Source organism: Ruminococcus albus AD2013 (assembly GCF_000526775.1).
GTDB classification, from domain to species: domain Bacteria; phylum Bacillota; class Clostridia; order Oscillospirales; family Ruminococcaceae; genus Hominimerdicola; species Hominimerdicola alba_A.
Genome location: NZ_JAGS01000001.1, coordinates 444,583 through 471,195, shown reverse-complemented (window position 1 = coordinate 471,195; position 26,613 = coordinate 444,583). Strand labels below are relative to the sequence as shown.

Genomic DNA, 26,613 nt, shown 5'->3' with positions numbered 1-26,613 from the left:
TGGGCTGAAGTGCCGAGTACCGCACTTATATGACTATTTATGAAACTATGTGCAGTGATAGTGAAAGGAATAGTCAGATCAATTTATTCATAATCACCAATCCATTGCCATCAGAAGTGTACGGTTATACAAAAATGATTTATTTTGAATGAAAATGAATGATTTTCCTTGACTTACAAGAAATAATATGATATATTTACGTTAGAAACAGTCAAATTCGTTCAAAAGGAACACAAGAGGTGATCGATAATGCTTACTGAGGAAAGACATTCGATAATCTTAAATTCAGTTAATTCCAACAAAAGTGTACAGCTGGGAGAGCTTTGCGAGCTGCTGAACGCTTCTGAATCTACAGTAAGGCGCGATCTTAACGCTCTAGCAAAAAAAGGACTTCTTGTTAAGGTTCACGGCGGTGCGATCTCGGTAAATGACTCATTTGTATATGAAGAACAGGATATAGAGAAAAAGTCAAAACTGTTCAATGATGAAAAACTGGCTATTGCAAGATATGCAGCATCACTTATCGATGATGGAGATTTCGTATTCATTGACGCAGGTACTACTACCGAAAAGATGATAGACTTTATCCCCGATAAGGATGTTACCTTTGTGACCAACGCATTCATCCACGCAAAGAAGCTGGCACAGCGAGGATTTAAAGTATTTATACCCGCAGGTGAGATAAAGCTTGCTACCGAAGCTATCGTAGGTGCGGAATGTGTGAGCAGTCTGCAAAGCTACAACTTCACCAAGAGTTTTATCGGTGCAAACGGCATCTCACTTTCAGGAGATATCTCCACACCCGACAGAAACGAAGCGAGCGTAAAAACTGCGGTGATAAGAAACAGCAGAATGGTTTATATTCTTGCAGATCATTCCAAATTCGAGCAGATCACATCAGTATCTTTTGCTGATCTGGGACGGGTAATGATAATAACCGACAAACTCGGTGACAAGAAGTATTTGTCAGCAACAAATATTAAGGAGGTAATGTAGATGGTATACACAGTAACATTTAATCCTGCAATCGATTATGTTGTCCGCATGGAGAAACTGAAAACTGGTGAAGTAAACCGTGCTTCTTACGAAGAGATGTTCTTCGGCGGAAAGGGAATAAACGTTTCTATAGTGCTTAACGAGTTGGGAATAAAGTCAAAAGCGCTGGGCTTTACAGCAGGCTTTACCGGTGAGGCTATCGAAAACGGATTAATGGCTATGGGCATCGACGCTGATTTTGTCAGACTTGAAAAAGGCAATTCCCGCATAAACGTAAAAATAAAAACCAACGAAGAGACCGAGATCAACGGACAGGGACCTCACATTGATGAAAATGCCCTCGCTGCACTTTTCGGGAAACTTGATAAACTGAAAGACGGCGACACGCTAATACTAGCAGGAAGTATACCCAACAGCCTGCCTTCCGATATATACGAGAAGATCTTACAGCGGCTTTCGTGCAGGAATATCATGACAGTTGTGGACGCTACAAAAGATCTTCTGCTGAATGTTCTGAAATATGAACCGTTCCTTATCAAGCCAAATAATCACGAGCTGGGTGAGATGTTCGGCGTAAAACTCACCACTATCGATGAGATAGAAAAATATGCCAGAAAGCTTCAGGAAAAGGGTGCAAAGAACGTGCTGATATCTATGGCAGGCGACGGTGCACTTCTTGTTGACGAAAACGGGGAAACTCACATAAGCGGAGTTTGCAAAGGCATCGTTAAAAATTCGGTTGGAGCAGGCGATTCAATGGTAGCAGGCTTTGTGGCAGGTTCGGCAGAGGGCGATTACGAATATGCGCTGAAGCTCGGAACAGCGGCTGGCGGAGCAACAGCATTTTCAGACGGCCTAGCTACAAAAGAAAAAATAACAGAGCTTCTGAATACACTTTGATATCATCAGAGAAGGAGGAAAATTTATGAAAATAGTTGATTTGCTAAGTAAGAACAGCATACAGCTTGGCGCTTCACCAAGATCAAAGTCCGAAGCGATCGATATGCTTATAGACCTTCAGGTAAAAGGCGGCAGTATCGCCGACAAGGACGCATACAAAGCGGGAATTCTTGCAAGAGAAGAAAAAGGTTCTACAGCAGTCGGCGAAGGCATCGCTATCCCCCATGCCAAAAGCGATGCGGTAAAGGCTCCTTCTCTGGCGGCTATGACGGTTCCCGATGGCGTTGATTATGAAGCTCTCGATGATGAACCTTCAAACCTGTTATTCATGATAGCAGCACCAAACGACGGTGATGTTCATCTTGAAGTGCTGTCCCGCCTTATGACAATACTTATGGATGAAGATTTCAGAGAAAAACTCCTGGGTGCACATGACGCGGATGAGTTCTTAAAGATAATAGACGATATGGAAAAGGAAAAATATCCCGATGAGCCTAAAGCAGAAAAGACTTCGGCAATGGGTTACAGAGTACTTGCCGTTACTGCTTGTCCCACAGGTATAGCACACACATATATGGCAGCCGAAGCCCTTGAAAAAGCGGGCAAAAAGCTTGGTATCACAATAAAAGTCGAAACAAACGGCTCGGGCGGCGCAAAGAATGTTCTCACTAAAGAGGATATCGAAAACTGCGACGGTATAATAATCGCAGCAGACAAGACGGTGGAAATGGCACGTTTTGACGGCAAAAAAGTTTTCAAAACAAAAGTGTCGGACGGAATAAAGATCCCTGAAGAACTGATAAAGCGAATTGAATCAGGCGATGTTCCAGTATATCATCATGAGGGCGGAGCAGACAGCAGCATTTCAGCTTCGGGCGATGATGAAAACTTCGGCAGAAAACTTTATAAGCACCTGATGAACGGTGTATCGAATATGCTGCCCTTCACGGTAGCAGGCGGTATCTTCATAGCTCTGGCATTCCTGATAGACTCCCTTGGCGGAGCACCGCAGGACGGCGACTTTGGTACGCATCTGGCAGCAGCAGCGTGGTTCAAAACTATCGGCGGCTATGCTTTCCAGTTTATGGTACCGATACTTGCAGGATATATCGGTCTTAGTATCGCAGACAGACCTGGTCTTCTGGTCGGTATGGCAGGCGGAGCAATGGCGGCAGCTGGCGCAACCTTTGCAAACCCCGACGGAAATGTTCCATCTGGCTTCCTCGGAGCTTTGCTGGCAGGATTCCTCGGCGGTTACCTTATGCTTGCACTTGAAAAGGCTTGCAATGGTCTGCCAAAATCACTCAACGGCATCAAGCCCGTACTTATCTATCCTCTTGGCGGACTTGGAATAGTTGCTATCATGATGTGTGCAGTCAACCCGATAATGGGTATACTCAATGAAGGACTTGCAAACCTGCTCACCAACATGGGAAGCTCCAGCAAAGTGCTTCTGGGCTTTGTACTCGGTGCGATGATGTCCATAGATATGGGCGGACCTTTCAACAAGGCAGCTTATGTATTCGGTACAGCAGCTATCACTTCTGAGAATTTCGACATCATGGCAGCCGTAATGGTCGGCGGAATGGTTCCTCCTATTGCTATAGCTCTCGCTACTACTTTCTTTAAAAACCGCTGGACCGAAGAAGAAATCAAAAACGGTCCCGTAAACTACATAATGGGTCTTAGCTTCATCACTGAAGGTGCTATCCCATACGCAGCAGCTGACCCCACAAGAGTTATCCCCTCTTGTATGATAGGTGCAGGAACAGCAGGAGCTCTTTCAATGGCATTCGGCTGTTCCCTCAGAGCACCTCACGGCGGTATATTCGTATTCCCTGTTGTCGGCAATCCTATACAGTATATACTTGCACTTGCTATCGGTTCGGTAGTAGGAATGATCATGCTAGTACTTCTTAAAAAGAAGCAGCCCAAGGCAGAATAACACATCGACCATTTGACTATAAGACATTGGATATACTTTTGTAAAGGAGTGATCTTATATGGTATCCAAAAAAGTAGAGATCGTAAACGCAGAAGGTATGCACATGAGACCCGCAGGGCTTATTGCAAAAGCAGTAAAAGCTCATCCTGACAGCGAAGTGATACTTAAAGCCGAGGGAAAAGACATCAAGGCTAAAGCTGTAATGCAGATCATGGCAGCAGGATTGAAAAAGGGCACTGTAGTCGAGATCGTAGTAAACGGCGGAGAGGAACAGGCTGTTCTTGACGAGATAACTGCAATGTTCGAGAACGGATTCGGCGAGTAAAAGGATATGTGCTATTGTGATATAAACTAAATTGCAGCTATAGACCTATCACTGTATTGATCAAGCTGAGCAGTCGGTTTGCATTATTTATTCCGTTCTCAGATATCGACAAGAAATTTGTGCCGCTATTTGCAGTATATCCATCGAAAACAGTTACGGACATATTACGTATACGCAATGTGTGCAAAACCCTGCACTAAAAAAACAGAATAACAAAGAAAAGTGACAGCAGCCGTAGATCAGCTGCTGCCACTTTCTTATTGAAAGAGAAAATGATTATATTATTTCTTAACATTGAACGCGCCCATCTGAGGATAGCAAGCTGAATCACCCAGCTGTTCCTCTATGCGGAGAAGCTGGTTGTATTTAGCAACTCTCTCAGATCTGCTGGGTGCACCTGTTTTGATCTGGCAGGTGTTGAGCGCAACTGCAAGATCAGCAATAGTAGTATCAGCTGTCTCGCCCGAACGGTGAGAAGAAATTGATGTGTATCCTGCCTTGTGAGCCATTTTGATAGCTTCCAGAGTTTCGGATACAGAACCGATCTGGTTAAGCTTGATGAGTATAGAATTACCCGCACCAAGCTGAATACCCTTTGCAAGACGCTCTGTGTTGGTAACAAACAGGTCATCGCCCACAAGCTGAACTTTGTGACCTATCTGCTTTGTCATCTTTACCCAGCCGTCCCAGTCTTCTTCATCAAGACCGTCTTCAATAGAGATAATGGGGTACTTATCCACCAGTGCTTCCCAGTGTGCGATAAGTTCATCTGATGTGAACTCCTTACCGCTCTTGGGCTGCTTGTAGAATCCCTTGCCCTTTTCACTCTTCCATTCAGAAGAAGCAGCGTCCATAGCAATCATGAAATCCTTGCCTGGCTCGAAGCCTGCTTTCTTTACTGCTTCAAGTATCTTCTCGATAGCTTCTTCATCACTCTTCAGGTTGTTAGGTGCAAAACCACCCTCATCACCAACGGCGGTAACATCATCCATCTCCTTCAGCAGAGCTTTCAGTGCATGGAAGACCTCTGCACACCAGCGCAGACCTTCCTTGAAAGAAGGTGCTCCGACAGGCATTATCATGAACTCCTGAGTATCAACAGCACTGTCAGCGTGAGCACCGCCGTTGAGGATATTCATCATAGGTACAGGCAACTTTGTTCCCTGAATACCGCCAAGGAATCTGTAAAGCGGGATATCCAGTGAAGTTGCCGCTGCTCTTGCACACGCGATGGACACTGCCAGTATAGCATTAGCACCAAGCTTTGATTTATCATTTGAGCCGTCAGCCTTTATCATAGCCCTGTCGATAGCATAAATATCCGAAGCATCCATTCCCTTGATTGTATCAGCGATAACTGTGTTGATATTCTCAACTGCTTTCTGAACACCCTTTCCAAGATATCTGCCCTTGTCGCCGTCACGAAGTTCCAGAGCCTCAAACTCACCTGTTGAAGCACCGGAAGGTGCAGTACCTCTTGCAACAGTACCGTCTGCAAGAGTTATCTCTGCTTCAACTGTGGGGTTTCCGCGGGAGTCAAGTATCTCTCTGCCAACGATCTTTTCGATCTCTAAATAATCCATATCTGTTCTCCATTCTGCCCATCGGCATTTATTTAACGTGATCACTCACATTATTGACGCGCAGACCCGAAGTATTCATATGCCCTATCGCACAAGGCTTCCGAAAGGGGTCTGCAATGATCTATTCGCGGTTAGTGTTTACTAACCTATTTAATTATATCACAGCTCCCCTTCTCTGTCAATATGGTCAGATGTGTAATTAGTGCCGAATCGGCTATAAAATAATAACACAAAAATGTACTAAGATCCGATATTTCATATAACTATTGACATACACCGAAAGATGTGTTATAATATGGTTAGTTATAACTAATTTCAGAGCAGCGTTATGTTGCTTTTTATTTGAAACAAAGTTAGATAAAACTAATTCAGCTTTTATTGTCAACGAGAGGTTATAGATGCTATGTATAAAACAACAGTAAAAATAGACGGTATGATGTGCGGAATGTGTGAAGTTCACATCAATGATTCGATACGCAAAAAAATTGAAGTCAAGAAGATCGTTGCTTCTCACAAGAAAGGTGAAACCGTGATCATCAGTAAAAACTCACTCACGCGTGAAGAGATCGAAGCAGCACTTGCAGACAGCGGTTACAAGGTGACCGGTTTTGTATGCGGGACATACGAGAAAAAAGGTCTGTTTGGCAGATGATGAACGTGACCGTATATCGATAATAATGCGCTGCTGCCGTTTGCATTTTATGGCGTGAAAGGAGAAACGATATGCTGATAACGATATTTTTAGCAATAGTGTTTTGTGCAGCGATATCCCTGATGCTGCTTTCGGCAGTTGCTTTTATTCAGGATAAAAAATTCTTTTCCTCTGCACCTAAAGAGGCACAGAATATCTTGAAGCCGAGAAATACCGCGTTGTTTTACGGTGCAAGAGTAATCGGTTGGGTATTGATGGGTTTCAGCATTGCGATGATCATCGGGGTAGGTGTTATATCGATATGGGACGGCTTCAGATGCAGTTTAACCTTCAGACAGTTTTTTCTGCGGTTTGTACTGATATTTACGATATACAAGATTTATGACATGGTCTGCTTTGACTATTTCCTGCTTATGAAATACAAGTTTTTTCAGTATTATTTTCCCGAAATTGAAAGCGTATATTCAAACAGAAAATACGGTTTCAACATCAGAAGTCAACTGCTTAAACTGCTGGTTATATTCCCTGCTGCTTCTGCACTTGCGGCATGGATATGTGCGTTGTTTTGAGATGACAAATATTTGGCGGCATTTGAATACTTTCCAACACTGAAACGACCTGATATCCCACATGGATGCGAGATCGATGGAGAAGCATTTCGCGAATGATCCATTATATCTATTTCTACAATCAACAGTGTATTAAACTCAAAGCAAAGAACTGACTCCGCTTGAATTGCGAAGCCAGTTCTTTGCTTGATTTATTTTGCCACATGGGCTTTTTTATAATGTACGATGTATCAGGTATCATTCCTGCCGTCCATTTCAAATGTTACGGTCACACTGCCCGTACCGAGTGTATCAGCAAGTTCTGAAGTATCATCGATATGCCCGATCTTCGTGTATGTGTAAGAAGTATCAAAGCTATCATAGAAAACGACAAGACAGCTGTCTCCGTATAGCATAATATCACCCTCATTGATATGATCCACGTTTTCAGGCAAAGAAGGCAGCGATGTATCAAGGTAATAATACTTTTCATTGCCGTTCAGCTCGGACATATCAAGTGTTAATGGCAGCATTTCCATCAATTCCGTGACGGTATCGTTGCTTTCCAATGTCACAGAAAAATGCTTATCTCCTGCAACTATCTGCATACCGTCTGCTTTCTTTTCTTCTTGCTGTTCGGAGTTTGTGACCTCTCGTCGGTCGGAGGTAATGTATGAAACGCTGCTGTCGCTTTGCATAATAACAGACGAATTTTCGCTTTGCACCGTCACAGCCGAACTATCCTCTGAGTAACTCCCGCACCCGTTCAGCATCAGAAAAGAAGCAATAACTGCCATAGATCTGCTTTTAATCATAAATGCTCCTCATCACCTTTGCGGGACTGCCGACCGCTATCATATTTTCCGGAATATCCTTTGTGACGACCGAGCCTGCACCGATGACCGCATTATCACCGATAGTCACCCCTGAAAGGATAGTCGAATTTGAGCCGATCCACACATTCTTTCCGATATGAATAGGTTTCGGTATCAGATCATGACGTTCTTCGGGAAGAAGTCCATGATTAAGTGTAGCAAGCACAGTATTATGCCCGATCAGCGCTCCGTCACCTATAAATATACCGCCCTGATCCTGAAATTTACACCCTGCATTGATGAACACGCCTTTTCCGAGATGAATGTTCTTTCCGCAGTCTGTGTAGAACGGAGGAAATAGCCCGACTTCAACAGGTTCACCGATAAGCTCAGACATCAGCGCATTTATCTCATCTGGAGTATGATAACAGCTGTTGATCTCCATAGTTATGCGGATAGCCTCCTGACTCAGCTTATGCATGATCTGATGCACATTGCTCTCCGCCGTGACTTGTTTTCCACTGTTCATAAATTCAAGAAATTCGGCTGTTGTCATTGCGTTTTCCTCCGATCGGATCATTTCAGATACTCGTTATAGAAAGCTTCCAGCTTGTCAAACGGGATAGCGTTATTCTCACCGCCGTCATAAAGGTCGGTATGCGAAGCACCCTCAATTACAAGAAGCTGTTTGTTGTCGGTGTACTTGTTTCCGTTTATCATAGCTTCATAAGCGTCTTTTCCAAAATAGAAAGAATGTGCCTTGTCGCCGTGCATTATCATAACTGCAGAACGTATCTCATTGCTGTATCGCAGTATAGGCATATTGATAAACGACATACAGCCTATCTTGTTCCAGCCGCCGTTTGAATTGAGCGAGCGTGGGTGATAGCCGCGCTCGGTCTTGTAGTAAGCGTGGTAGTCTTTTACGAAATACGGCGCATCTTCTGGCAGAGGATCAATAACACCGCCGCCAAGCTCATACTCGCCGGACTGATAATCCCTGATACGCTGAGCATTAAGAGCTACCTTCTTTTCATAGCGTTTTTCTTCGCTGTCCTCACTGTCAAAATAGCCCTTTGCATTCACTCTTGTCATATCGTACATCGTAGATGCAACAGTCGCCTTGATACGGGTATCCAGTGTTGCAGTATTCAGAGCCATGCCGCCCCAGCCGCAGATGCCGAGGATACCGATACGGCCGGGATCAACATTTTCCTGAACAGAGAGAAAATCTACCGCTGCCATAAAGTCCTCTGTGTTGATGTCGGGAGAAGCCATATAACGAGGTACACCTCCGCTTTCACCCGTAAAGGACGGATCAAAGGCAATAGTCAGAAACCCACGCTCCGCAAGTGTCTGTGCATAAAGACCGCTGCACTGCTCCTTGACTGCGCCGAAAGGACCGCACACAGCGATAGCAGGGAGCTTACCGTCTGCGTTCTTCGGAGTGTACATATCTGCAGCAAGGGTGATACCGTAGCGGTTATGGAATGTCACTTTCTTATGATCGACCTTGTCAGACTTCGGGAAGGTCTTGTCCCATTCAGCGGTCAAAGTAAGCATTTCGTCTTTCATTTCAGATACCTCCGTTTTTTCTTAATGTGTAGGTGAGAAAGTCCAAGCAGTCGATACGGTCATTATACTTGTGAACACTTTCAAGAAGCGACTGCCGATAGGCTTTCAGCAGCTTTTCAAGCTCTGCGTAACGCTTTTCTTCGATCAGCATCAGACATTTAGCAGTCATTTCATCGTCCAAGCCCATGTCACGCAGATTTTCGGTAATTACCGCTGTTTTGTCGGCTGCGTTTGCCATTATTATCACCTCCGTGTTACTGTAATTAAAGTATAACATATCTTTTCTGATATGTAAAATACCTATATGTAATGACTTGTCATTCTTGACAGGAATGACAAGTCAGGGTATAATAGAAGTATATTATTAAGGAGGTGCAGAATGGAAATACGGATACTACGCTACTTTTTAGCGATCGCAAGAGAGGAAAACATGACAAGGGCGGCAGAACGCCTGCATATCTCGCAGCCGTCGCTCTCAAAGGAGATCAAAAAGCTCGAAGAAGAATTAGGACATGAGCTGTTTATACGCACTAATAAAAATATGCTGCTGAACGACGAGGGTATGCTCCTGCGCAAACGTGCAGAGGATATTATCGCCATGGTCGATAAAACTGCCGAAGAGTTCAGCCAGCTTGACAACATCATCGGCGGAGAGATACGCATAGGCTGTGCCGAGAGCTATCTCATAAAATACCTTGCACGAAGTATCAAAACATTCAAAGAGCAGTACCCTAATTTCATTTATCACATATTCAGCGGAGATACCGAGCCTGTTGCGGAACGTCTTGACAAAGGTATCCTTGATCTGGCAGTTATCGTTGAACCGCCTAACCTGTCAAAGTATAATTATCTTTCTATCCCCGAAAGCGACAAATGGGGACTTGTAATGCTTAGTGACAGTCCCCTTGCCGAAAAGGAATATGTTACCCTCAACGATTTATATGGTTTGCCGCTTTTCTGTTCCGAGCAGTCTATCCGCGTAGATTTCCCACGCTGGTGCGGTGAAAACATGGATAAGCTGAATTTCGCCGGAACTGTCAATCTTGCCTACAACGGCTCTGTATTCGTAAAAGAGGGGCTGGGATATCTTCTTACATTTGAACATCTCATCGACACAAGCGAGAAAAGCGGACTTTGTTTCAGACCGATCAAACCAACGCTTGAAACGAATATGTATATCATCTGGAAAAAGTATCAGGTGTTTTCTCCAATAGCAGAGCTGTTCCTGAAAAGGCTAAAAGAAGATTATCACAACAAAACAAGCTGCTGATAAATTACAATAACCCTACACCAAAATCCGCTGTGGACAAAATAGTGCGGTATGAACGTACTAACGGCTCAACATAAGATATTATATCATCCTGAAATTTTATACCATTGCCGATAGTTTTTCGATATCCTTAGCAGACGGATTGACCCTGCCCTCAATGATCTCGGCATCGGGTGCACTGCTTTTCAGGTTCTGTACTGCTTTTCCAAACCCGCTGCCGCCAGATGTAGCAAACAGTATGATCTTCTTACCCGAAAAATCATAGCTTTCAAGGAAAGAATTTATGATGGTCGGTGCAATATACCACCATACAGGGAATCCCACATAGATCGTGTCATACGCTGCAATATCAGCGCTTTTGTCAGCAAGTTCAGGTCGCGAGCTGTGATCGCTCATTTCAACACTGCTGCGTGACTGCTTGTTCTGCCAGTTGAGATCAGCACTTGTGTATGGAACGGCAGGACGTATCTCATAAAGGTCTGCTTCTGCCGCTTTCGCCAGATCCTTTGCAAGCCTTGCAGTGTTTCCGCTTGCTGAAAAATATGCTACTAATTTTTTACTCATAAGATTACCTCCATTATAATGATCTTCCTAATTTGTATGCTTGTTCAGGATATTTGCTCGACCTTGTCATGGACGGACTGCCGCATCCATAGCCCAGCACCATACCCTTGTCCTCAAAATTGATGTAACGCACCAGCGTTTTATAGTGAGCTGTCAGAGCATCAAATGTCCATCCATCGGCATTCCACGCAACTGTCAGGAGTGCTGATCTCAGATGTCTGCGGTTCAGACTGCTGTTATATGCACAGAAACGGTCAACCACTGTTTTGAGCTGTGCGCTCATTCCGTAGTAATAAAGCGGAGTTGCGAACACCACCATATCACAGCTAAGCAGCGCCTTGCGGATATGCTCGTTGTCGTCATGCTGAACGCATTCCCCCTCGTAACCGCAGGCAACACAGCCAGTGCACGGACGAACATCTGCATGACAGACATCTATCACTTTGACATCGTGACCGCTTTTCTCTGCACCTTTTTTGAAATTCTCGGCAAGAATGCTCGTCGAGCCATTTCGGTTAGGACTTCCCATAAGTATTACTATTTTCATTTTGCACCTCACTTTTCTTCAATCGTGTGATCTCAGACAGCACAAACCCTATAAGTGCAAAGAATATAAGCATTGCAAGATTTTGCATTATTATCAGCCATTTTGCAGTTTGATAATCGAGAAAAGCAAAATGCATTCTGAACGTGATATAGTTCATAATGCCGCTTTTCATAAACAGCCACAATCCCACGACTGAAATTCCTGTCATTACCGCCTTGAATACTATTTTGAGCTTTCCTTGCATTTTTTCGGTCATAGCTTTCATGTGCATACCGACATGGATACCCATAAGGATAAACGACCAATAGCTGAATGCCAGATGCCACTTTCGTGCAGTCATTACGCTGATAAATCCGTACATAAAAGGTACAGCGTGCCCGCTCATGGACATTCCGCTCAGTGCAGTCAAAGCAATAGCTGCCAGCATAAGAGTGTTCACTGCTGTCACAGCTATCCGATAGAACGTAAACTTTCCCTTGAACACAGATTTGTACCATTTGCGGTTCAGGATATGGTGCAGTATCAGCGTTACCGTCATACCGATACCCAGCCATTCATGCAGTATATCACCTGTCACCTGAAAAGCCATAAGAAACAGCAAAAGGACTGTCAGCACCAAATCAACTATCCTTTTGATGATATTTGAAGTCTTAGCCTGCATAACAGTCCCTCCTTGTTTAATTCATGTTATTAATCCAGTCCTTTATCTCGCTTTCGGATATTCCTGCATCAAGTCTGTCACCGTCAAGCCAGTTTCCGCTTCCAGCCTGCGAAGCAAGGTTACTCCCGCTCCTGCCGATACCGCTTCCGCCCGATGTGCAGAACGGGATAACTGTCTTATCGACAAAATCATGAGCCTCAACAAATGTGCTCATGATCCTCGGAGCATCACCCCACCAGATCGGATATCCGATGTATACAGTGGTGTAGCTGTTCAGATCGACGGTATCATTTGCAATAGCAGGACGTACATCAGGATCGTTCATCTCGATAGTGGTACGACTGTTATTATCGTTCCAGTCAAGGTCTGCATCACTGTATGGTTCTTCAGGTATAATTTCGAAAATATCCGCATCCGTTACATTTGCGATACGCTCAGCCACACCCTTTGTGGTGCCTGTAGCTGAGAAATATACAACTATCGTATCAGAAGCACTTTCTGTTTTATCCGTATCATCAGACTTTGCATCAATTTGTTCATTTGTAGACTTATCAGCCGTATCAGACTTTTTCGACTTCTGTGCCGCTTCTGTCTGAGAAGTAGTTCCCTTAGGTGCAGAACTGCTTTTGTCTGCATTACCGCAGGAGGTAAAACCAAACACACAGAACGCCGCTAACATTGATAACATCAATTTTTTCATATGATCACCTGCTTATTTCATTTCTTTTTCCCAGAAACGGATCACATTAAGTCCGAGACCGTCCGCAACGCTCTCAAGCTCTGCAACTTCCTCAGCCGTGAGTGTGATATTTGCCGCCTTTACAGCATCTTCAATGTGGCTGACCTTTGTTACACCGATGATAGGCAGCGTACCCTTTGCTATCGCCTACGCAACAGGTATCTGTGCGATGCCGACACCGTATTTTACGGCGATCCTTCCGAGCGCTTCGTTCATTACCTCCAGCTTATCAAGCACAGGATTATATGCAGCTGCTCTGCCCGAACCTTCCGGCATCGGGTGGGCGGTATCATATTTACCTGACAATGCACCCTGTTCAAGCACCATATAGGAGAAGAATATAAGACCATTTTCCTTGCAATAGTCCAGTATTCCTGAATCCTCTGAGGATCGGTTGATCAGGCTGTAGTGATTCTGAACAGCACTGAGCTTCAGACCGTGGGCTTTCAGTATCTCTGAAGCTTCCTTTATCTCCGCAAGGTTGTGATTTGAAACACCGATCATCGGCACATTTTCCTTGCCTTCAAAATACTCTGCAAGAGCCTTTATCCAGTTAGGTGCGTTCACAACATTGTGTATCCAGTAAATGTCAAAGCGATCAAGTTCCATAAGGGCAAGCTGCATCTCGATCATTTTTTTCATTCCATCGGGAGAATTGCTGCCAACGCACTGAGGAGTGAATTTATCCGATACGAAATAGCTGTCTCTCGGAATCCCTTTGAGAAAACCTGCAAGCACCTTTTCAGAGGTTCCCATTCCGTAGGCATAAGCTGTGTCCCAAAGGTTCAAACCGTTCTCCATAGCCTTGTCAAATATCGGACGAAGTATTTCCGGTGTAAGATCTCCACCGAATGTTCCGTCATTGCCCCATGCCCATGCACCGAAAGCGATCTTTGGTAAGTTTTTCATAAATGACTCCTCCTTAAATTTTCTGTGAGCCTGTAGACCATACATGCTTTTCATTTTTGTTTGCGGGCTTGTTCTGCGCCATTACACCTGCAAGTGCGTGAGGAACATACGGTTCTTCAAGATAAAACATTTCATCATCGGACAAGTCGAGCTCAACTGCTTTTGCTGCACCCTCGATATGGTGAAGTTTTGTTGCTCCCACAATGGGAGATGTTACTTTTGCAAGCAGCCACGCAAGTGATATCTCTGTCATTGAAACGCCGTGTTTTTCAGCAAGTTCAGCCACTCGTCTGATAATGACCTCATCCTGTTCTTTCGTGGCATCATACTTTAATTTTGCATAGGTATCTTCTTCGGCACGCTTTGAAGTCTCGCCGGGAAGTCGGCTGAGTCTGCCGCTTGCCAGGGCACTGTATGGGGTCATAGCGATATTATCCTCATTGCAGAGCATAGCCATTTCTCTCTCTTCCTCACGGAAGATAAGATTGTAATGACCCTGTATGGAAACAAATTTCGCAAAGCCCTCTTTTTCGGCAAGAGCATTCGCCTTCGCAAGCTGCCATGCATAGAAGTTTGAAATGCCGATATACCTCGCCTTGCCTGCCTTGACAACACGGTTCAGACCTTCCAGGATATCATATATCGGCGTATTCCAGTCCCACATATGATAGATGTACAGGTCAACATACTCCATTCCCAGGTTTTCAAGGCTTTTGTTTATCATACGTTCGATATGCTGCTGACCGCTGATACCCGCGTCAATATCCGCAGGTGTTCTCGGCAGGAATTTCGTTGCAACTACTACCTCATCGCGCTTTGCAAAATCTTTGAGCGCTTTTCCAACATATCGTTCGCTCGTTCCCGACTGATATGCGATAGCAGTATCGTAGAAATTCACTCCCAGTTCTAGTCCTCGTTTGATTATCTCACGAGAATGCTCTTCATCTATAGTCCACGAGTGCTGACCGTTCTGCGCATCACCGAAACCCATGCAGCCCATACATATACGTGATACATTAAGATCTGAATTGCCAAGTTTTGTGTATTTCATTTTGTACCTCCCAGAAGCTGCATTACGCAGGAATGTATTATCTCATAAATGCTGTGCATCTTAAAATCCATTTTTGCATCACGCATCGCATCAAGCTGTTTTTTCGTAGCTACTGAATACGGATATACCCCGAAAAGGAACGGGAAGAAAACAAATATAAAACGCTCGCAGTCGATATCCGGAAAGAATTTTCTTATGCATACTCTCACCGCATCAAGTGAATCGCCATATGCGATCTTGAACTCCGTCAGCCGTTCTGGACGCGAGTTTTCTTCCATATCGTAGTGGTTCATCGCCAGCAGTTTCAAAAGCTGTTCGTGACTTTCAAGAGAGTGAGCGATCGCATCAGCAAAACTATCAGCAGTCATGCTTTTGTTTGCGCTCGCAAGTCCGCTCATTTCCTCCGCCCAATGCTCATATTCACGCTGCATAAGTGCGAGAAATATCTCCTCTTTCGTCTGAAAATAGTTATAGATAGAGGTTCTTGTAAACGAGGTCACATTGCCTATGTCCTTTATGGTTATCTCCTTGAAGCTCATGGTCTTATAGAGTTTTTCACAGGCGTTCACGATCTCTTCTTTTCGTGAAGCCGTCAGTTCAGGGGAACCCTTTGGCATTATTCATCCTCCTTTTTGAAAGTGCAGATAGTGTTTATCAACGCAAAAACTTTATATTATTCCGACCGAACATCATTCTGACATCGTGTCACTATAGTTAGTATAAGACTATTCTGACACGATGTCAATATATTTCAAGCAATTATTTTTAATTTGTTGTATTACACAAATACAAAACAGTACAATTATGAAAAACAACCAAGTATCTCTATTTCAATTTACAGCATTGTTTTTTCGTATTGTATCACAGACCCAATTTTGAAATGAGTGTTGACATTAAAAATTTGATTTGATACAATATAGATACTGTATGAAACTTCGATCAAATTTACAGAACTTATTTTCGGAGGTATGTTATGACAAGAAACGAGCTTCATAATTATGTAGATGAAAGTAAAGGCAGCGAGAGCAATATCTGTCAGATATGCGCTGTCAGAAACGGCGAAGTGGTATATAACGACAACTGGAGAGGTTTCAAAACTGACAGTGCAATGAACGTCAATTCTGTAACAAAAGGCGTAATGGCTCTGCTTGCAGGTATTGCCGTAGATAAAGGTTTGATCAAGGGCACAGATCAGAAAGTAATGGATTTCTTTCCCGATTACACCGTTAAGCGTGGAGAAAAAACGATCTATGATGTAACGATCGAGCACCTTCTTACCATGACTGCACCGTATAAGTATCGCTCTGAACCATGGACTAAAGTATGTACTTCACAGGACTGGACGAAGGCGGCACTTGACCTGCTGGGCGGAAAGTCGGGAATAACAGGTGAATTCAAGTATGCAACACTGGGTATACAGATACTTGCGGGTATCATCGAAAACGCATCGGGGATGAAATGCATAGACTTTGCAAACAGGTATCTTTTTGCACCTCTCGACATACCCGAACACAAGATACACGGCGACAGCAGTAAGGAAGATCAGTTTGATTTCCTGATGAATAAGAACCCTCGTGGGAACGAATGGTACTCTGATCCGCAGGATACTGTAACCGCTGGCTTGGGGCTTACACTTGCGGCATATGATATGGCGAAGATCGGAGATATGCTCATAAACAACGGTGTTTACCATGACAAGTATATCATATCCAAAGAATGGATAGGTCAGATGACTTCACCTAAGCTGCAGCTTGATGAGAAATTCGGCAATATGCAGTACGGCTACCTGTGGTACAGACCGCACAAGGATAAGCCTGTATTCGCTGCCATAGGCGACTGCGGCAATATCATATATGCCGACCCCGAAAAAAGAATATCGGTAGGCATTACAGGCACATTCAAACCAAGGATATTTGACCGTGTAGAATTCATAGAAAAGATCGTTATACCGATCATCGACAGGCTATGAACATTCAAAACGATACTTTATTGATCTCACAAGGGGATATTGCACCATGACCCGTCCCCTTTTTTTCATTGTACGTTTTTAGGTTCGGTGTATAAGGGGCTGTTGCAGCCACGTCTATTCCAAAATAATCGATCCTTCAGATCTTTCGGAGGCATATAGATTATCATCATATGCGGAATATAAAGGCTATAAAACTTTTATTGCCCGTGAGATTGGAGATGAGTATGAATTATGGGTTCCGGACTACGCGGTTGCACAGGAACTCGGTTTTGACAGATGTGATAAGTTAGCCTACAACAAGATAGTCAAAAAAAGTGATGTAAAAATTATAACTGAAAAAACTCCGCTTAAGATCTAAGTAAAAAAACAAACAAGCACATAGTCGAACTTGATCTCGGCAGCGTTTGATAAATCAGCTAAAGCGGCTTGAAGAAAATGAACACACCTATAATGCGCTTGCTTTCGGATATGCCAACACCGAGTACGGGCTGCCTGTCAGAGTTCACATTGAAAAAGCAGTTCACAAGGTCACAAACATATAAGATGCAGGATCAAACAAAAAAATCAGCATTGATCTCACAACACACCCTTAAAGCGTTTACAAACGTTTTGAGGGTGTGCTTTTTGTTTTCAGCTCCGCAGCATCTGACTGCTGCGAAAGGAAAAGCTTTATTAAATGGTATGCAAACGCACCTTCTTCAACGATAAAGCCTAATGCCGTGACATCACGGGACTAGCGGATAATATCGACTTTTAGATATACCCCTTTGAGCATTGTACGCTTTGCCATATGCCATTTTTCGGCGTTGACAAAGAATGAACAAAATGTTATAATAGTAATCACGAGTTTTATAATGCATCATCTGATGAAAAGGAGTAAAAACCGCTATGAGTAAATTCACAGGGCTTTCACAGGCTGAAGCCGAAAAACGTCTGCTTGAAAACGGACGAAACTGCCTGAAAGAAGAGAAGCAAAAAACAGTATTGCAGATGTTCCTCGCACAGATACTCAACTTCACCAATGCGATACTGGGTGCGGCTATCATCATATCCATAATACTGCATGACTACGGCGAAGCGATAATCATGCTTGTTATCGTCATTGCCAATGCGGTGATAGGCGTAGTGCAGGAGGGCAAGGCACAGAAGGCACTTGATGCACTGAAGAAAATGTCAGTGCTGAGAGCCACTGTTATACGTGACGGCGAGACTAAGGAAATATCCTCGGAGGAACTTGTTGTAGGCGATATAGTTGTGCTTGAAGCTGGAAAGCAAGTACCTGCCGACCTGAAACTGCTTGAAACTGCACGCCTGATGATGGACGAAAAGGCACTGACAGGTGAATCTGTACCCGTGGAGAAGGACGAGAACTTCACTGCTGATGAAAAGACAGGTATAGGCGACCGTCTTGACCTTGCTTATATGACCACTGTCGTTACCTACGGAAGAGGTATAGGCGAGGTAGTACATACCGGTATGGATACGCAGATAGGCAAGATAGCCGATATGGTGGGACAGGAGAAGGAAAAGCCCTCACCCCTCCAGAAGGGCATGAACGAACTCAGCCGTACCCTCGGCATAGCAGTTATCGTAATATGCGCCATAGTGTTCCTTATAGGCATCATACAGGGCAGAGAGGTGCTTGAACTCCTCATGACAGCCGTTTCACTTGCAGTTGCGGCTATCCCCGAGGGCATACCCACCATCGTTACCATAGTGCTTGCTCTGGGTATGCAGAGAATGGCTAAGATAAACGCCATTGTAAAGAATATGCCCGCCGTTGAGACCCTTGGTGCTGTAAGCTATGTTTGTTCAGATAAGACAGGAACACTTACACAGAACAGGATGACCGTTGTAAAGGCATTCGAGAACGGTGAGTATATCGACCTTGATACCCTTGATAAGGAGAAGCATGATACCCTCATAAAAGGTCTTATGCTTTGCAACGATGCTTCCATCGCTTCCGACGGCACCGAGGTAGGCGACCCAACCGAGACTGCTCTGGTAGCTTTTGCCAAGAGATACGGCATAGATAAGTCAGTTACCGAAAAGACTGTGCCCCGTATCAACGAGAAGGCTTTCGATTCGGAAAGAAAGCTTATGACCACCGTACACACCACCGAGGACGGCAAGATAATATCCTTCACCAAAGGCTCTACCGATGAACTGCTCATGCGCTGTACCCACATCAGGGTAAACGGCACTGTACGTGAGATAACAAATGAGGATATGACACTTATATCAAACGCTATGTCCGAGATGTCCTTTGAAGCCCTGAGAGTGCTTTCACTTGCTGTCCGTGAGGATAACAGGGACGCTGTTGAACAGGGACTCACCTACATCGGCATGATAGGTATGATAGACCCCGAAAGGCCCGAGGTAGTTGAATCTATCAAGACCTTCAAGCGTGCAGGCATAAAGACTGTGATGATAACGGGCGACCACAAGGATACCGCCCTTGCTATCGCCAAAAAGCTGGGCATTGCCGAAAGACCCGATGAATGTGTGATGGGTCACGAGCTTGACGAGATGAGCGATGAAGAACTCCGCAACAGAGTTTCGGGTCTCTCGATATTTGCAAGAGTTTCCCCCGAACATAAGGTAAAGATAGTCAAGGCGATACAGGCTAACAACAATATCGCTTCAATGACAGGTGACGGCGTTAACGATGCACCCTCGCTTAAAGCGGCTGATGTCGGCGTTGCAATGGGTATAACAGGTACCGATGTTGCCAAGGGTGCCGCTGATATCGTGCTTCAGGACGATAAATTCACCACCATAGAAAAGGCTGTCAAGGAAGGCAGAAACATCTATGAGAACGTAAAGAAGTCTATACTCTTTGCCCTTTCATCTAATATCAGCGAGGTAGTTGTGATGTTTGCAGCTATTGCAGCAGGCTTTGCCGCACCGCTGAAAGCTGTACACATACTGTGGGTAAACCTTCTCACCGACTCTCTCCCCTGCTTTGCCCTCGGTGTTGACCCCAACTCGTCATCTGACGTTATGAACAAGAAACCTCGTAAGAACGGCGAATCCATCTTCGCTGACGGCGGATATTTCAAGGTAGGTCTTTACAGCGTCATCATCGCTGTGGTAACTCTCATCGCTTTCCTGTACGCCCCAATCAGGGAACTTTCAGCTTCGGGAACAGCACTCAGTCTTAAAAATATCATTGATAGTTTTTCCGATAAGCAGATACTCATGCAGTCACAGACACTTGCATTCTGCACCCTTGCCGTATCCGAACTTTTCCATGCGATAGGTATGCGTGATACCGAGACTTCACTGTTCAAATTCAATCATCTTGATAACAAGATAATGATACTTGCTTTTGCGGTAGGTCTTCTGGGTCAGCTTGCGGTTACCGAGATACCTTTCTTCAGAAACATATTCAGCACAGTTCAGATGACAACTTCAATGTGGGGACTGGTACTTGTGCTCTCCATAATGCCCCTTGTGGCACACGAGATCGTTGTGCTGGCTAAAAAGGTAAAGAAAGACTGACTGCACCAAATAGTAATGCCCTTTGAAATATAGGTCGGTACTCATATAGAAATATTATGCCATAGTATTTCTGATATCCGGTCAGGAGTACTATGGCGTTTCTATTGACAGACATTCCACACTGTGATATAATCTTTACTATCAAAAATATGGATCCAGAGGAGCATACAATGAAAATAATAGCGATAGGAGCCGTTACAGCAGGCGGAAAAACAACAGTTGTTAATGCAATTAAAGATAGGTTACCAAGGACAACCTCGCTTCATTTTGATGACTACTCATTCGATGGAGAACCCGATGATTTTACCAAATGGGTATCGAAAGCTGAAGAATTCTATAATGTATGGGACTTATCACCATTAAAAGCAGATGTTGAAAGGATTATCAACAGCAAAAAGTATGATTATCTGCTGTTGGATTATCCGTTTGCATATCAGAATAAAATGATGAAAGATTATCTGGACTGCTGTATATTTATTGATACGCCGTTAGATATTGCAATGGCTCGAAGAGTGCTCAGAGATATGAAAGAGGCTTCTGCTGATGATATTCGTAATGAAATGGATACATACTTGAATGCTGCAAGAGTTTGTTATGTCCAGATGCTGACAGATATTTTACCGAATTCTGATTATGTGATTGATGGCGCAAACGATCTTGAGACAATTATCAATGAAACTATGGAGATAATTTTAAGGTGCTGAATTCTGATCTATCTCAGCACCCGAATAAAAACTGCCCCAAATCACGATAAAGTGCTTCGGGGCAAAACTTTTATATGGGTACCCGTTTTATCTCACGGGGCTTTTTCTTTGTCCTGAGCAGAAAATTTCTGAAATCACCATACCCAAATCACGCACAGCAGACAGATATCAAAGAGAGGCGTAAATTAAATAAAATTATTTTCAGGTCCGGCGAATCCGATCGTCATAGGACGGAGCCTATTTCTGAAAACATTACTGGCGTAATATGAATTATAATTATTGATCACTGCTTATAATTAATATCAGTTTGGAGTATCATGATTAAAATGGAGTTGCAGTATCTTTTTGTTTGTGTTATAATAGTCAATGGTCTTGGATCACAAGACCAAATATTTTGAATGCAAGTTAGCATTCGCTAACCTTTTAAAGGCAACTATGAAAGGAAAAATCTCACAAACATTGATAGTTATCGTCATCAAGTTCATTATCGCTATGTTCGGTATGATATGGATCATGAACATCATCATGCGCATTCTTATGTTACTGAAAGGAATGTGCAGGCTGACAGACGGAAAACTGATGAAAAACATTTTGAAAAGGTGGATATCATATGAAGAGTGACATTTTTGATGCACTTGACAAAGCAGGCTTTGGTTCAAATGTTCACGAGATCGCAGCTGATGGGGAATGCCGCGTTCTGCGCATCGACGATGAATCCGGTGAGGGCTTTATGACGTTGTACCGTGTGTTTGACGGTATATATCTGATGTATAACGATTTTCATATGAATCACTGTGTATCGGAATATCATAATGCGGATACTGTGCTTTGCATAGACCACTGCCGTGAGGGACGGATCGAGCATGAAAGTTCCCTAGGAGAGCGCTATTATATGGAGGCGGGCGATCTGCGTATAGATCATCGTTTGCATCATGAGGGTTTAGTTGAACTGCCGCTTTCGCATTATCACGGTATAACGATCGGTTTCCTGCAAGAAATAGCTCAGATTTCGATCAGACGGGAGATGCCGTTTCTTTCAATTGATCTGAATATGCTTGGCGATAAGTTCTGCTCTGAAAAAAAGGAGTATCTGCTTCGTACAAATGAAACTTTGAATACGTTTTTTTCTCAGTTATATCATGTACCTAAGGCTATGCGGATCGATTATTTCAGAGTGAAGATCGCAGAATTGCTTCTCTTGCTTACAGACATAGATACAGCGGCATATTCAGAACAACGGCTGTATTTTCCGGCAAGCCAGATCGCTAAGATAAAAGAAATACATTCACTTATTACAAGCAGACCTGATAAGATCTTCACGGTCAAAGAGCTTTCCGAGATATCGGGTATACCGCCTGCTTCACTGCGAAAGATGTTTAAAGCGGTTTACGGCACACCTGTGTATCAGTACATCAAGAGTTATAAGATGAAGGCAGCGGCGGAAATACTTATTTCTGACCGAAGAATGTATATCGCTGACATAGCACAGCGGCTCGGATATGACAATGCTTCAAAATTCTCGGCAGCGTTCCGTGATGTCATGGGCGTGTCACCGCAGAATTATCGTAACAGACAGGAGGATATTTAATGAAAAAGGATCAAAACGGCTCATTCGTCTGGCTTCTCAGGCAGTCGGGTGAAAGAAAAGGAAAATTTGTCACAAGCGTTATACTTGCGGCGATCAGTATGCTATGCGGGATCGTTCCGTATTATTTTATTGCGCGTATAGTAAAAGATCTGCTTGCAGGCAGAACCGATAAAAGCGCATACATCATCAATTGTGCAGTGATACTCGCGCTGTGGCTGGGCCACTCGCTGTTTCATGCGTTGTCAACTGCAAATTCGCACCTTGCAACATTTCACACACTTGCGGTTATACGCAAAAGGACGCTTGATAAGCTGGCAAAAATGCCACTCGGCAATGTCATAAGTCAGCCGTCAGGCGCTCTGAAAAGTACGATAGTAGAACGCATCGACAGTATTGAAACAACGCTCGCACATATACTTCCTGAGTTCACAACAGGCATCGGTGCTCCGATTATCATACTGATCTACGCCTTTGTTATCAATTGGAAGCTTGGACTTGCAGCTCTGATCACAGTGCCGTTAGGGGTTATCTGCTATATGCTCATGATGCTCGGATATGAGGAAAATTACAGCAGGACTGTACGTGCCACAAAGGCACTGAACGCTGTAACAACGGAATATATAGGCGGTATCGAAGTTATCAAAGTGTTCGGCAAGGCGCAGTCCAGCTATGAGAAATTTGCTGCCGCCGCCAAGGAAAGTGCCGCAAGTTTTGTTGACTGGATGCGCAAATGCAACGTGTATATGACCTTTGCAATGTGTATCATGCCTGCGACAATGCTTTCAGTGCTGCCGATCGGCGGTATCATGGCGATACACGGTACGATCAGTACTGCTGATTTTATCACTATCATTATCCTGACAATCGGTCTCATCGAACCACTGCTTGGTATAATGTCATATTCCGATGATATCGCACAGATGGATACTATCGTTACTGAAGTAAGAAATATCATAGACGCACCCGAAATGGTGCGCCCCGAAAAGCTGACCAAAACTATAATGAACGGCGATATTGTGCTGGATAATATCCACTTCGGCTACAACGATAAGGAGATCATCCACGGCATTTCCATGACAGTACACAAGGGAGAATTTATCGCACTTGTCGGTCCTTCCGGCAGCGGAAAATCTACCGTAGCCAGACTGATCGCAAGCCTGTGGGACGTCAGCGGCGGAAATATATCTTTCGGCGGTGTGGATATCAGGGACATTCCCCTTGATGATTACAATGACAAGATCGCCTATGTTTCGCAGGATAATTATCTTTTCGATCTTTCTGTACGTGAAAATATCCGTCTTGGAAATCAGTCCGCGACAGATCAGGATGTGGAAGACGCAGCAAGAAAATGCGGCTGTCATGACTTCATTATGAGCCTTGAAAATGGTTATGATACGTTAGTTGGTTCTTCGGGCGGACATCTTTCCGGCGGTGAACGTCAGCGTATATCAATTGCAAGAGCCATGCTCAAAAATGCGGAGATCATAATTCTCGATGAAGCGACCGCCTACACCGATTCCGAAAATGAAGCTGTTATCCAGAAAAGTGTAGCGAAACTTGTTGAGGGCAGAACGCTTATTGTTATCGCACACAGGCTCTCGACAGTGAAGAACGCTGACAGGCTATATGTTATCGGGGAAGGAATTATCGAAGAACAAGGCACACACGAAGAACTGCTTGCACATGATGGTCTGTACAGTAAAATGTGGGCGGCACATATTTCAGCAAAGGACGGTGAGGACAATGTTTAAGATACTGAAAAACTTCTTTGATTTCTGCAATACGGAGGACAGAAAACGCTTTTACGTTTCTATAGTCCTGAGCCTGCTTCAGGCAATGTTTGAAGCGCTGAAAATACCTGCTATCGCTTGTATGTTGAAGGCTCTTCTTGATGATAACGTGACTTCAAAAACCTGTATCACTTGTCTTTGCATCATGCTTATCAGCATAATCGGCGCCGGTATTGCAAAAAGCAAAGCGACAATGCTCCAGACCGAGGGCGGTTACAATACCTGTGCAAACAAGCGTATGCAGCTCGCGGAGCATCTGCGTTATCTGCCCATGGGCTATTACAACGAAAACAGTCTCGGACATATCATGTCGGTAACAACAAATACAATGCAGAATCTCGAAAATGTCGCCACAAGAGTGGTCATGCTCGTTTGCTCGGGACTGCTTTCAACTGCGGTAATTACAGTTATGCTGCTTTGCTTCGACTGGCATATCGGGCTTATCCTCTGTGGCGGACTTGCAGTATTCTTTGTGATAAACAGCGGAATGATGAAGGAATCTGCAAATATGGCTAAACAGAAAGTCGAAAAGGATTCAGCGCTCGTTGCTAAGGTCATTGAGTATATTCAAGGTATTTTTGAGGTCAGAACATTCAGGCTGACAGGCAAACGAAACAAAGATCTCAACATTGCAATAGACGAGAACGAAAACGCAAATTCGGCTATGGAGCTGAAGCTTATTCCATATATGACACTGCAGAGCTTCTGGCTGAAAGCACTCGGAACTATCATCGTACTGGCATCGATCATGCTGCATATCGGCGGAAATATGGACTTGTTCACAACAATTATTATGATAATCAGTTCATATCTCATCTATGCACAGCTCGATAATGCCGGCAAGTATTCCGCGCTGTTGCGTACAGTTGACGTTTCTGTCAAGCAGGCGCAGGCGATCCTTGCTACACCGCAGATGGATATTTCGGGTGAAGAGATCCAGCCTGAGCATTTTGATATTTCGGCTGAAAAAATCGGATTTGCTTACGAGAAAAAGAAGATCATCGACGGTGTTACACTTAATATCCCCGAGCATACTACAACAGCGATAGTCGGACCTTCGGGCGGCGGTAAAACAACTCTCACCTCGCTGCTCTCACGTTTCTGGGACGTTGACGAGGGCAAAGTCACTCTTAACGGCAGGGATGTGCGTGAATACAGTATGGATGCTCTGATGAGAAATTACAGTTTTGTGTTCCAGCGAGTGTATCTGTTTGCAGATACCATTGCCAACAATATACGTTTCGGACAACCCGAAGCGCCTATGGAAAAAGTCATAGATGCAGCAAAAAAGGCTTGCTGTCATGATTTTATCATGCAGCTGCCGGACGGATATGATACTGTCATCGGCGAAGGCGGTGCAAGTCTTTCAGGCGGAGAAAAGCAGCGTATTTCAATCGCTCGTGCGATCATGAAAGATTCCCCGATAATAGTTCTCGACGAAGCGACCGCAAATGTTGACCCCGAGAACGAAGCCGATCTGATGAAAGCTATCGACGCACTTACCAAAGAAAAGACCATTATCATGATCGCACACAGGCTTAAAACTGTCAGAAACGCAGATCAGATCATTGTCATAGACGGAGGACATATTGCCCAGCAGGGCACACACAATGAGCTTATGCAAACAGACGGCATATACCGCAGATTCGTTGAAAGCAGGCGCGATGCTGCCTCATGGAGATTGTGACTTTTTACTGCGATATTTATGCTTTACGGTGCGGGATATAACCTTGCCGATCGTAACACTTGATAAGAAACTGTTCGGCGATACTGTTCTCACACCCTGCATAGTGATAACGAAAAGAGTATATCAATACACTAAAGAAAAAGGGGCTTGTTCGTATGAAACGAAACAAACTCCTTTTTCACTATCTGTTAACGGATAAAATGACGAAATAAATGTATCGTTTACAGTAGGGAACGATACGAAAAGTCATATTTTTGATCTATCCCCTTCTGCGAAAACGAACACTGTTAC

General features: G+C 44.0%; 26 protein-coding genes and 1 pseudogene. 15 read left to right on the top strand and 12 right to left on the bottom strand.

From position 1 onward, the window contains the following. Nucleotides 1-249 precede the first annotated feature (249 nt). From N773_RS0102030 to N773_RS0102015, 4 genes are read left to right on the top strand one after another with little or no spacing between them, the layout of a single operon-like run. On the top strand, nt 250-996 hold the full coding sequence (locus tag N773_RS0102030; RefSeq protein ID WP_024856207.1) for a DeoR/GlpR family DNA-binding transcription regulator: 747 nt from the start codon (nt 250-252) through the stop codon (nt 994-996). Further along, nucleotides 997-1,896 carry a 1-phosphofructokinase gene (pfkB, locus tag N773_RS0102025; protein ID WP_024856206.1) on the top strand — a complete coding sequence of 300 codons (900 nt, stop codon included), beginning with the start codon at nt 997-999 and terminating at the stop codon, nt 1,894-1,896. Between the two features lie 25 nt (nt 1,897-1,921). Further along, the gene (locus N773_RS0102020; RefSeq protein ID WP_024856205.1) at nt 1,922-3,841 is read left to right on the top strand and encodes a PTS fructose transporter subunit IIABC; all 1,920 of its coding nucleotides are present in this window, start codon (nt 1,922-1,924) and stop codon (nt 3,839-3,841) included. Nucleotides 3,842-3,899: 58 nt separating this feature from the next. Continuing rightward, the gene (locus N773_RS0102015; protein WP_024856204.1) at nt 3,900-4,166 is read left to right on the top strand and encodes an HPr family phosphocarrier protein; all 267 of its coding nucleotides are present in this window, start codon (nt 3,900-3,902) and stop codon (nt 4,164-4,166) included. A 281-nt stretch (nt 4,167-4,447) separates the two neighbouring features. Here N773_RS0102015 and eno read toward each other — a convergent pair whose 3' ends face one another. Continuing rightward, entirely contained in the window at nt 4,448-5,749 is a 1,302-nt protein-coding gene (gene eno, locus N773_RS0102010) for a phosphopyruvate hydratase (RefSeq protein ID WP_024856203.1), read from the bottom strand. A gap of 403 nt (nt 5,750-6,152) precedes the next feature. On the opposite strand from eno, the gene N773_RS0102005 reads away from it, so the two are divergent. Beyond that, complete coding sequence (locus N773_RS0102005) at nt 6,153-6,401, top strand: heavy-metal-associated domain-containing protein (RefSeq protein WP_024856202.1); 249 nt, start codon at nt 6,153-6,155, stop codon at nt 6,399-6,401. A 71-nt stretch (nt 6,402-6,472) separates the two neighbouring features. After that, the gene (locus N773_RS0102000) at nt 6,473-6,970 is read left to right on the top strand and encodes a hypothetical protein (RefSeq protein WP_024856201.1); all 498 of its coding nucleotides are present in this window, start codon (nt 6,473-6,475) and stop codon (nt 6,968-6,970) included. Nucleotides 6,971-7,200: 230 nt separating this feature from the next. Here the strand turns inward: N773_RS0102000 and N773_RS22840 are convergent, their stop codons facing one another. The 4 genes from N773_RS22840 to N773_RS0101980 are packed head-to-tail and all read right to left on the bottom strand — an operon-like array spanning nt 7,201 to nt 9,577. Beyond that, nucleotides 7,201-7,764, bottom strand: coding sequence for a cyclophilin-like fold protein (locus tag N773_RS22840; RefSeq protein ID WP_242840342.1), 564 nt, complete (start codon nt 7,762-7,764; stop codon nt 7,201-7,203). Beyond that, nucleotides 7,757-8,320: a sugar O-acetyltransferase gene (locus N773_RS0101990; RefSeq protein WP_024856199.1), complete on the bottom strand. Its 564-nt coding sequence runs from the start codon at nt 8,318-8,320 to the stop codon at nt 7,757-7,759. The genes N773_RS22840 and N773_RS0101990 overlap by 8 nt, the downstream gene beginning before the upstream one ends. Before the next feature lie 20 nt (nt 8,321-8,340). Then, nucleotides 8,341-9,339, bottom strand: a complete 999-nt coding sequence (locus tag N773_RS0101985; protein WP_024856198.1) for an alpha/beta hydrolase — start codon at nt 9,337-9,339, stop codon at nt 8,341-8,343. A gap of 1 nt (nt 9,340) precedes the next feature. Next, entirely contained in the window at nt 9,341-9,577 is a 237-nt protein-coding gene (locus N773_RS0101980) for a hypothetical protein (protein WP_024856197.1), read from the bottom strand. Nucleotides 9,578-9,718: 141 nt separating this feature from the next. Here N773_RS0101980 and N773_RS0101975 point away from each other — a divergent pair, with 141 nt between their 5' ends. After that, a complete protein-coding gene (locus N773_RS0101975; RefSeq protein ID WP_024856196.1) occupies nt 9,719-10,609 on the top strand; it encodes a LysR family transcriptional regulator in 891 nt (296 codons plus the stop codon). A 99-nt stretch (nt 10,610-10,708) separates the two neighbouring features. Here the strand turns inward: N773_RS0101975 and N773_RS0101970 are convergent, their stop codons facing one another. The 7 genes and pseudogenes from N773_RS0101970 to N773_RS0101940 form a co-directional block, all read right to left on the bottom strand. After that, on the bottom strand, nt 10,709-11,173 hold the full coding sequence (locus N773_RS0101970; protein ID WP_024856195.1) for a flavodoxin: 465 nt from the start codon (nt 11,171-11,173) through the stop codon (nt 10,709-10,711). A 13-nt stretch (nt 11,174-11,186) separates the two neighbouring features. Continuing rightward, a complete protein-coding gene (locus N773_RS0101965; protein ID WP_024856194.1) occupies nt 11,187-11,720 on the bottom strand; it encodes a flavodoxin family protein in 534 nt (177 codons plus the stop codon). Beyond that, nucleotides 11,689-12,381, bottom strand: coding sequence for a DUF4405 domain-containing protein (locus tag N773_RS0101960; RefSeq protein WP_024856193.1), 693 nt, complete (start codon nt 12,379-12,381; stop codon nt 11,689-11,691). The genes N773_RS0101965 and N773_RS0101960 overlap by 32 nt, the downstream gene beginning before the upstream one ends. 16 nt (nt 12,382-12,397) lie before the next feature. Then, a complete protein-coding gene (locus N773_RS0101955; RefSeq protein WP_024856192.1) occupies nt 12,398-13,081 on the bottom strand; it encodes a flavodoxin in 684 nt (227 codons plus the stop codon). A 12-nt stretch (nt 13,082-13,093) separates the two neighbouring features. Then, nucleotides 13,094-14,029 (bottom strand): annotated as a pseudogene (locus tag N773_RS19605) (aldo/keto reductase). 13 nt (nt 14,030-14,042) lie between these two features. Continuing rightward, the gene (locus N773_RS0101945) at nt 14,043-15,080 is read right to left on the bottom strand and encodes an aldo/keto reductase (RefSeq protein ID WP_024856191.1); all 1,038 of its coding nucleotides are present in this window, start codon (nt 15,078-15,080) and stop codon (nt 14,043-14,045) included. Continuing rightward, on the bottom strand, nt 15,077-15,697 hold the full coding sequence (locus tag N773_RS0101940) for a TetR family transcriptional regulator (protein WP_024856190.1): 621 nt from the start codon (nt 15,695-15,697) through the stop codon (nt 15,077-15,079). The genes N773_RS0101945 and N773_RS0101940 overlap by 4 nt, the downstream gene beginning before the upstream one ends. 356 nt (nt 15,698-16,053) lie before the next feature. Here N773_RS0101940 and N773_RS0101935 point away from each other — a divergent pair, with 356 nt between their 5' ends. The 8 genes from N773_RS0101935 to N773_RS0101900 all read left to right on the top strand — a co-directional run bounded on the left by N773_RS0101935 (nt 16,054) and on the right by N773_RS0101900 (nt 26,322). Continuing rightward, nucleotides 16,054-17,049: a serine hydrolase domain-containing protein gene (locus N773_RS0101935; protein ID WP_024856189.1), complete on the top strand. Its 996-nt coding sequence runs from the start codon at nt 16,054-16,056 to the stop codon at nt 17,047-17,049. Between the two features lie 404 nt (nt 17,050-17,453). Continuing rightward, entirely contained in the window at nt 17,454-17,591 is a 138-nt protein-coding gene (locus tag N773_RS22485) for a hypothetical protein (protein ID WP_196231592.1), read from the top strand. A 346-nt stretch (nt 17,592-17,937) separates the two neighbouring features. After that, entirely contained in the window at nt 17,938-20,553 is a 2,616-nt protein-coding gene (locus N773_RS0101925; RefSeq protein WP_024856188.1) for a cation-translocating P-type ATPase, read from the top strand. Between the two features lie 170 nt (nt 20,554-20,723). Next, nucleotides 20,724-21,257 carry a hypothetical protein gene (locus tag N773_RS0101920; protein ID WP_080678375.1) on the top strand — a complete coding sequence of 178 codons (534 nt, stop codon included), beginning with the start codon at nt 20,724-20,726 and terminating at the stop codon, nt 21,255-21,257. Between the two features lie 435 nt (nt 21,258-21,692). Next, a complete protein-coding gene (locus N773_RS0101915; protein ID WP_155250849.1) occupies nt 21,693-21,878 on the top strand; it encodes a hypothetical protein in 186 nt (61 codons plus the stop codon). Beyond that, nucleotides 21,868-22,845, top strand: a complete 978-nt coding sequence (locus N773_RS0101910; protein ID WP_051454245.1) for a helix-turn-helix domain-containing protein — start codon at nt 21,868-21,870, stop codon at nt 22,843-22,845. Before N773_RS0101915 ends, N773_RS0101910 begins: the two co-directional genes overlap by 11 nt. Further along, the gene (locus N773_RS0101905) at nt 22,845-24,596 is read left to right on the top strand and encodes an ABC transporter ATP-binding protein (protein WP_024856184.1); all 1,752 of its coding nucleotides are present in this window, start codon (nt 22,845-22,847) and stop codon (nt 24,594-24,596) included. The genes N773_RS0101910 and N773_RS0101905 overlap by 1 nt, the downstream gene beginning before the upstream one ends. Beyond that, nucleotides 24,589-26,322, top strand: coding sequence for an ABC transporter ATP-binding protein (locus N773_RS0101900; protein WP_024856183.1), 1,734 nt, complete (start codon nt 24,589-24,591; stop codon nt 26,320-26,322). Before N773_RS0101905 ends, N773_RS0101900 begins: the two co-directional genes overlap by 8 nt. Nucleotides 26,323-26,613 lie beyond the last annotated feature (291 nt).

Bases quoted from the DNA above. Each gene is read 5' to 3' on its own strand.
- N773_RS0101940 (WP_024856190.1), bottom strand. From the start codon at position 15,697: ATGCCAAAGGGTTCCCCTGAACTGACGGCTTCACGAAAAGAAGAGATC.
- N773_RS0101900 (WP_024856183.1), top strand. From the start codon at position 24,589: ATGTTTAAGATACTGAAAAACTTCTTTGATTTCTGCAATACGGAGGAC.
- N773_RS0101920 (WP_080678375.1), top strand. From the start codon at position 20,724: ATGAAAATAATAGCGATAGGAGCCGTTACAGCAGGCGGAAAAACAACA.
- N773_RS0101990 (WP_024856199.1), bottom strand. From the start codon at position 8,320: ATGACAACAGCCGAATTTCTTGAATTTATGAACAGTGGAAAACAAGTC.
- N773_RS0101910 (WP_051454245.1), top strand. From the start codon at position 21,868: ATGAAGAGTGACATTTTTGATGCACTTGACAAAGCAGGCTTTGGTTCA.
- pfkB (WP_024856206.1), top strand. From the start codon at position 997: ATGGTATACACAGTAACATTTAATCCTGCAATCGATTATGTTGTCCGC.
- eno (WP_024856203.1), bottom strand. From the start codon at position 5,749: ATGGATTATTTAGAGATCGAAAAGATCGTTGGCAGAGAGATACTTGAC.
- N773_RS0102000 (WP_024856201.1), top strand. From the start codon at position 6,473: ATGCTGATAACGATATTTTTAGCAATAGTGTTTTGTGCAGCGATATCC.
- N773_RS0101905 (WP_024856184.1), top strand. From the start codon at position 22,845: ATGAAAAAGGATCAAAACGGCTCATTCGTCTGGCTTCTCAGGCAGTCG.
- N773_RS0101970 (WP_024856195.1), bottom strand. From the start codon at position 11,173: ATGAGTAAAAAATTAGTAGCATATTTTTCAGCAAGCGGAAACACTGCA.
- N773_RS0102030 (WP_024856207.1), top strand. From the start codon at position 250: ATGCTTACTGAGGAAAGACATTCGATAATCTTAAATTCAGTTAATTCC.
- N773_RS0101915 (WP_155250849.1), top strand. From the start codon at position 21,693: ATGAAAGGAAAAATCTCACAAACATTGATAGTTATCGTCATCAAGTTC.
- N773_RS0101955 (WP_024856192.1), bottom strand. From the start codon at position 13,081: ATGAAAAAATTGATGTTATCAATGTTAGCGGCGTTCTGTGTGTTTGGT.
- N773_RS0102020 (WP_024856205.1), top strand. From the start codon at position 1,922: ATGAAAATAGTTGATTTGCTAAGTAAGAACAGCATACAGCTTGGCGCT.
- N773_RS0101935 (WP_024856189.1), top strand. From the start codon at position 16,054: ATGACAAGAAACGAGCTTCATAATTATGTAGATGAAAGTAAAGGCAGC.
- N773_RS22840 (WP_242840342.1), bottom strand. From the start codon at position 7,764: ATGATTAAAAGCAGATCTATGGCAGTTATTGCTTCTTTTCTGATGCTG.
- N773_RS0102005 (WP_024856202.1), top strand. From the start codon at position 6,153: ATGTATAAAACAACAGTAAAAATAGACGGTATGATGTGCGGAATGTGT.
- N773_RS0102015 (WP_024856204.1), top strand. From the start codon at position 3,900: ATGGTATCCAAAAAAGTAGAGATCGTAAACGCAGAAGGTATGCACATG.
- N773_RS0101980 (WP_024856197.1), bottom strand. From the start codon at position 9,577: ATGGCAAACGCAGCCGACAAAACAGCGGTAATTACCGAAAATCTGCGT.
- N773_RS0101975 (WP_024856196.1), top strand. From the start codon at position 9,719: ATGGAAATACGGATACTACGCTACTTTTTAGCGATCGCAAGAGAGGAA.
- N773_RS0101960 (WP_024856193.1), bottom strand. From the start codon at position 12,381: ATGCAGGCTAAGACTTCAAATATCATCAAAAGGATAGTTGATTTGGTG.
- N773_RS0101945 (WP_024856191.1), bottom strand. From the start codon at position 15,080: ATGAAATACACAAAACTTGGCAATTCAGATCTTAATGTATCACGTATA.
- N773_RS0101985 (WP_024856198.1), bottom strand. From the start codon at position 9,339: ATGAAAGACGAAATGCTTACTTTGACCGCTGAATGGGACAAGACCTTC.
- N773_RS0101965 (WP_024856194.1), bottom strand. From the start codon at position 11,720: ATGAAAATAGTAATACTTATGGGAAGTCCTAACCGAAATGGCTCGACG.
- N773_RS0101925 (WP_024856188.1), top strand. From the start codon at position 17,938: ATGAGTAAATTCACAGGGCTTTCACAGGCTGAAGCCGAAAAACGTCTG.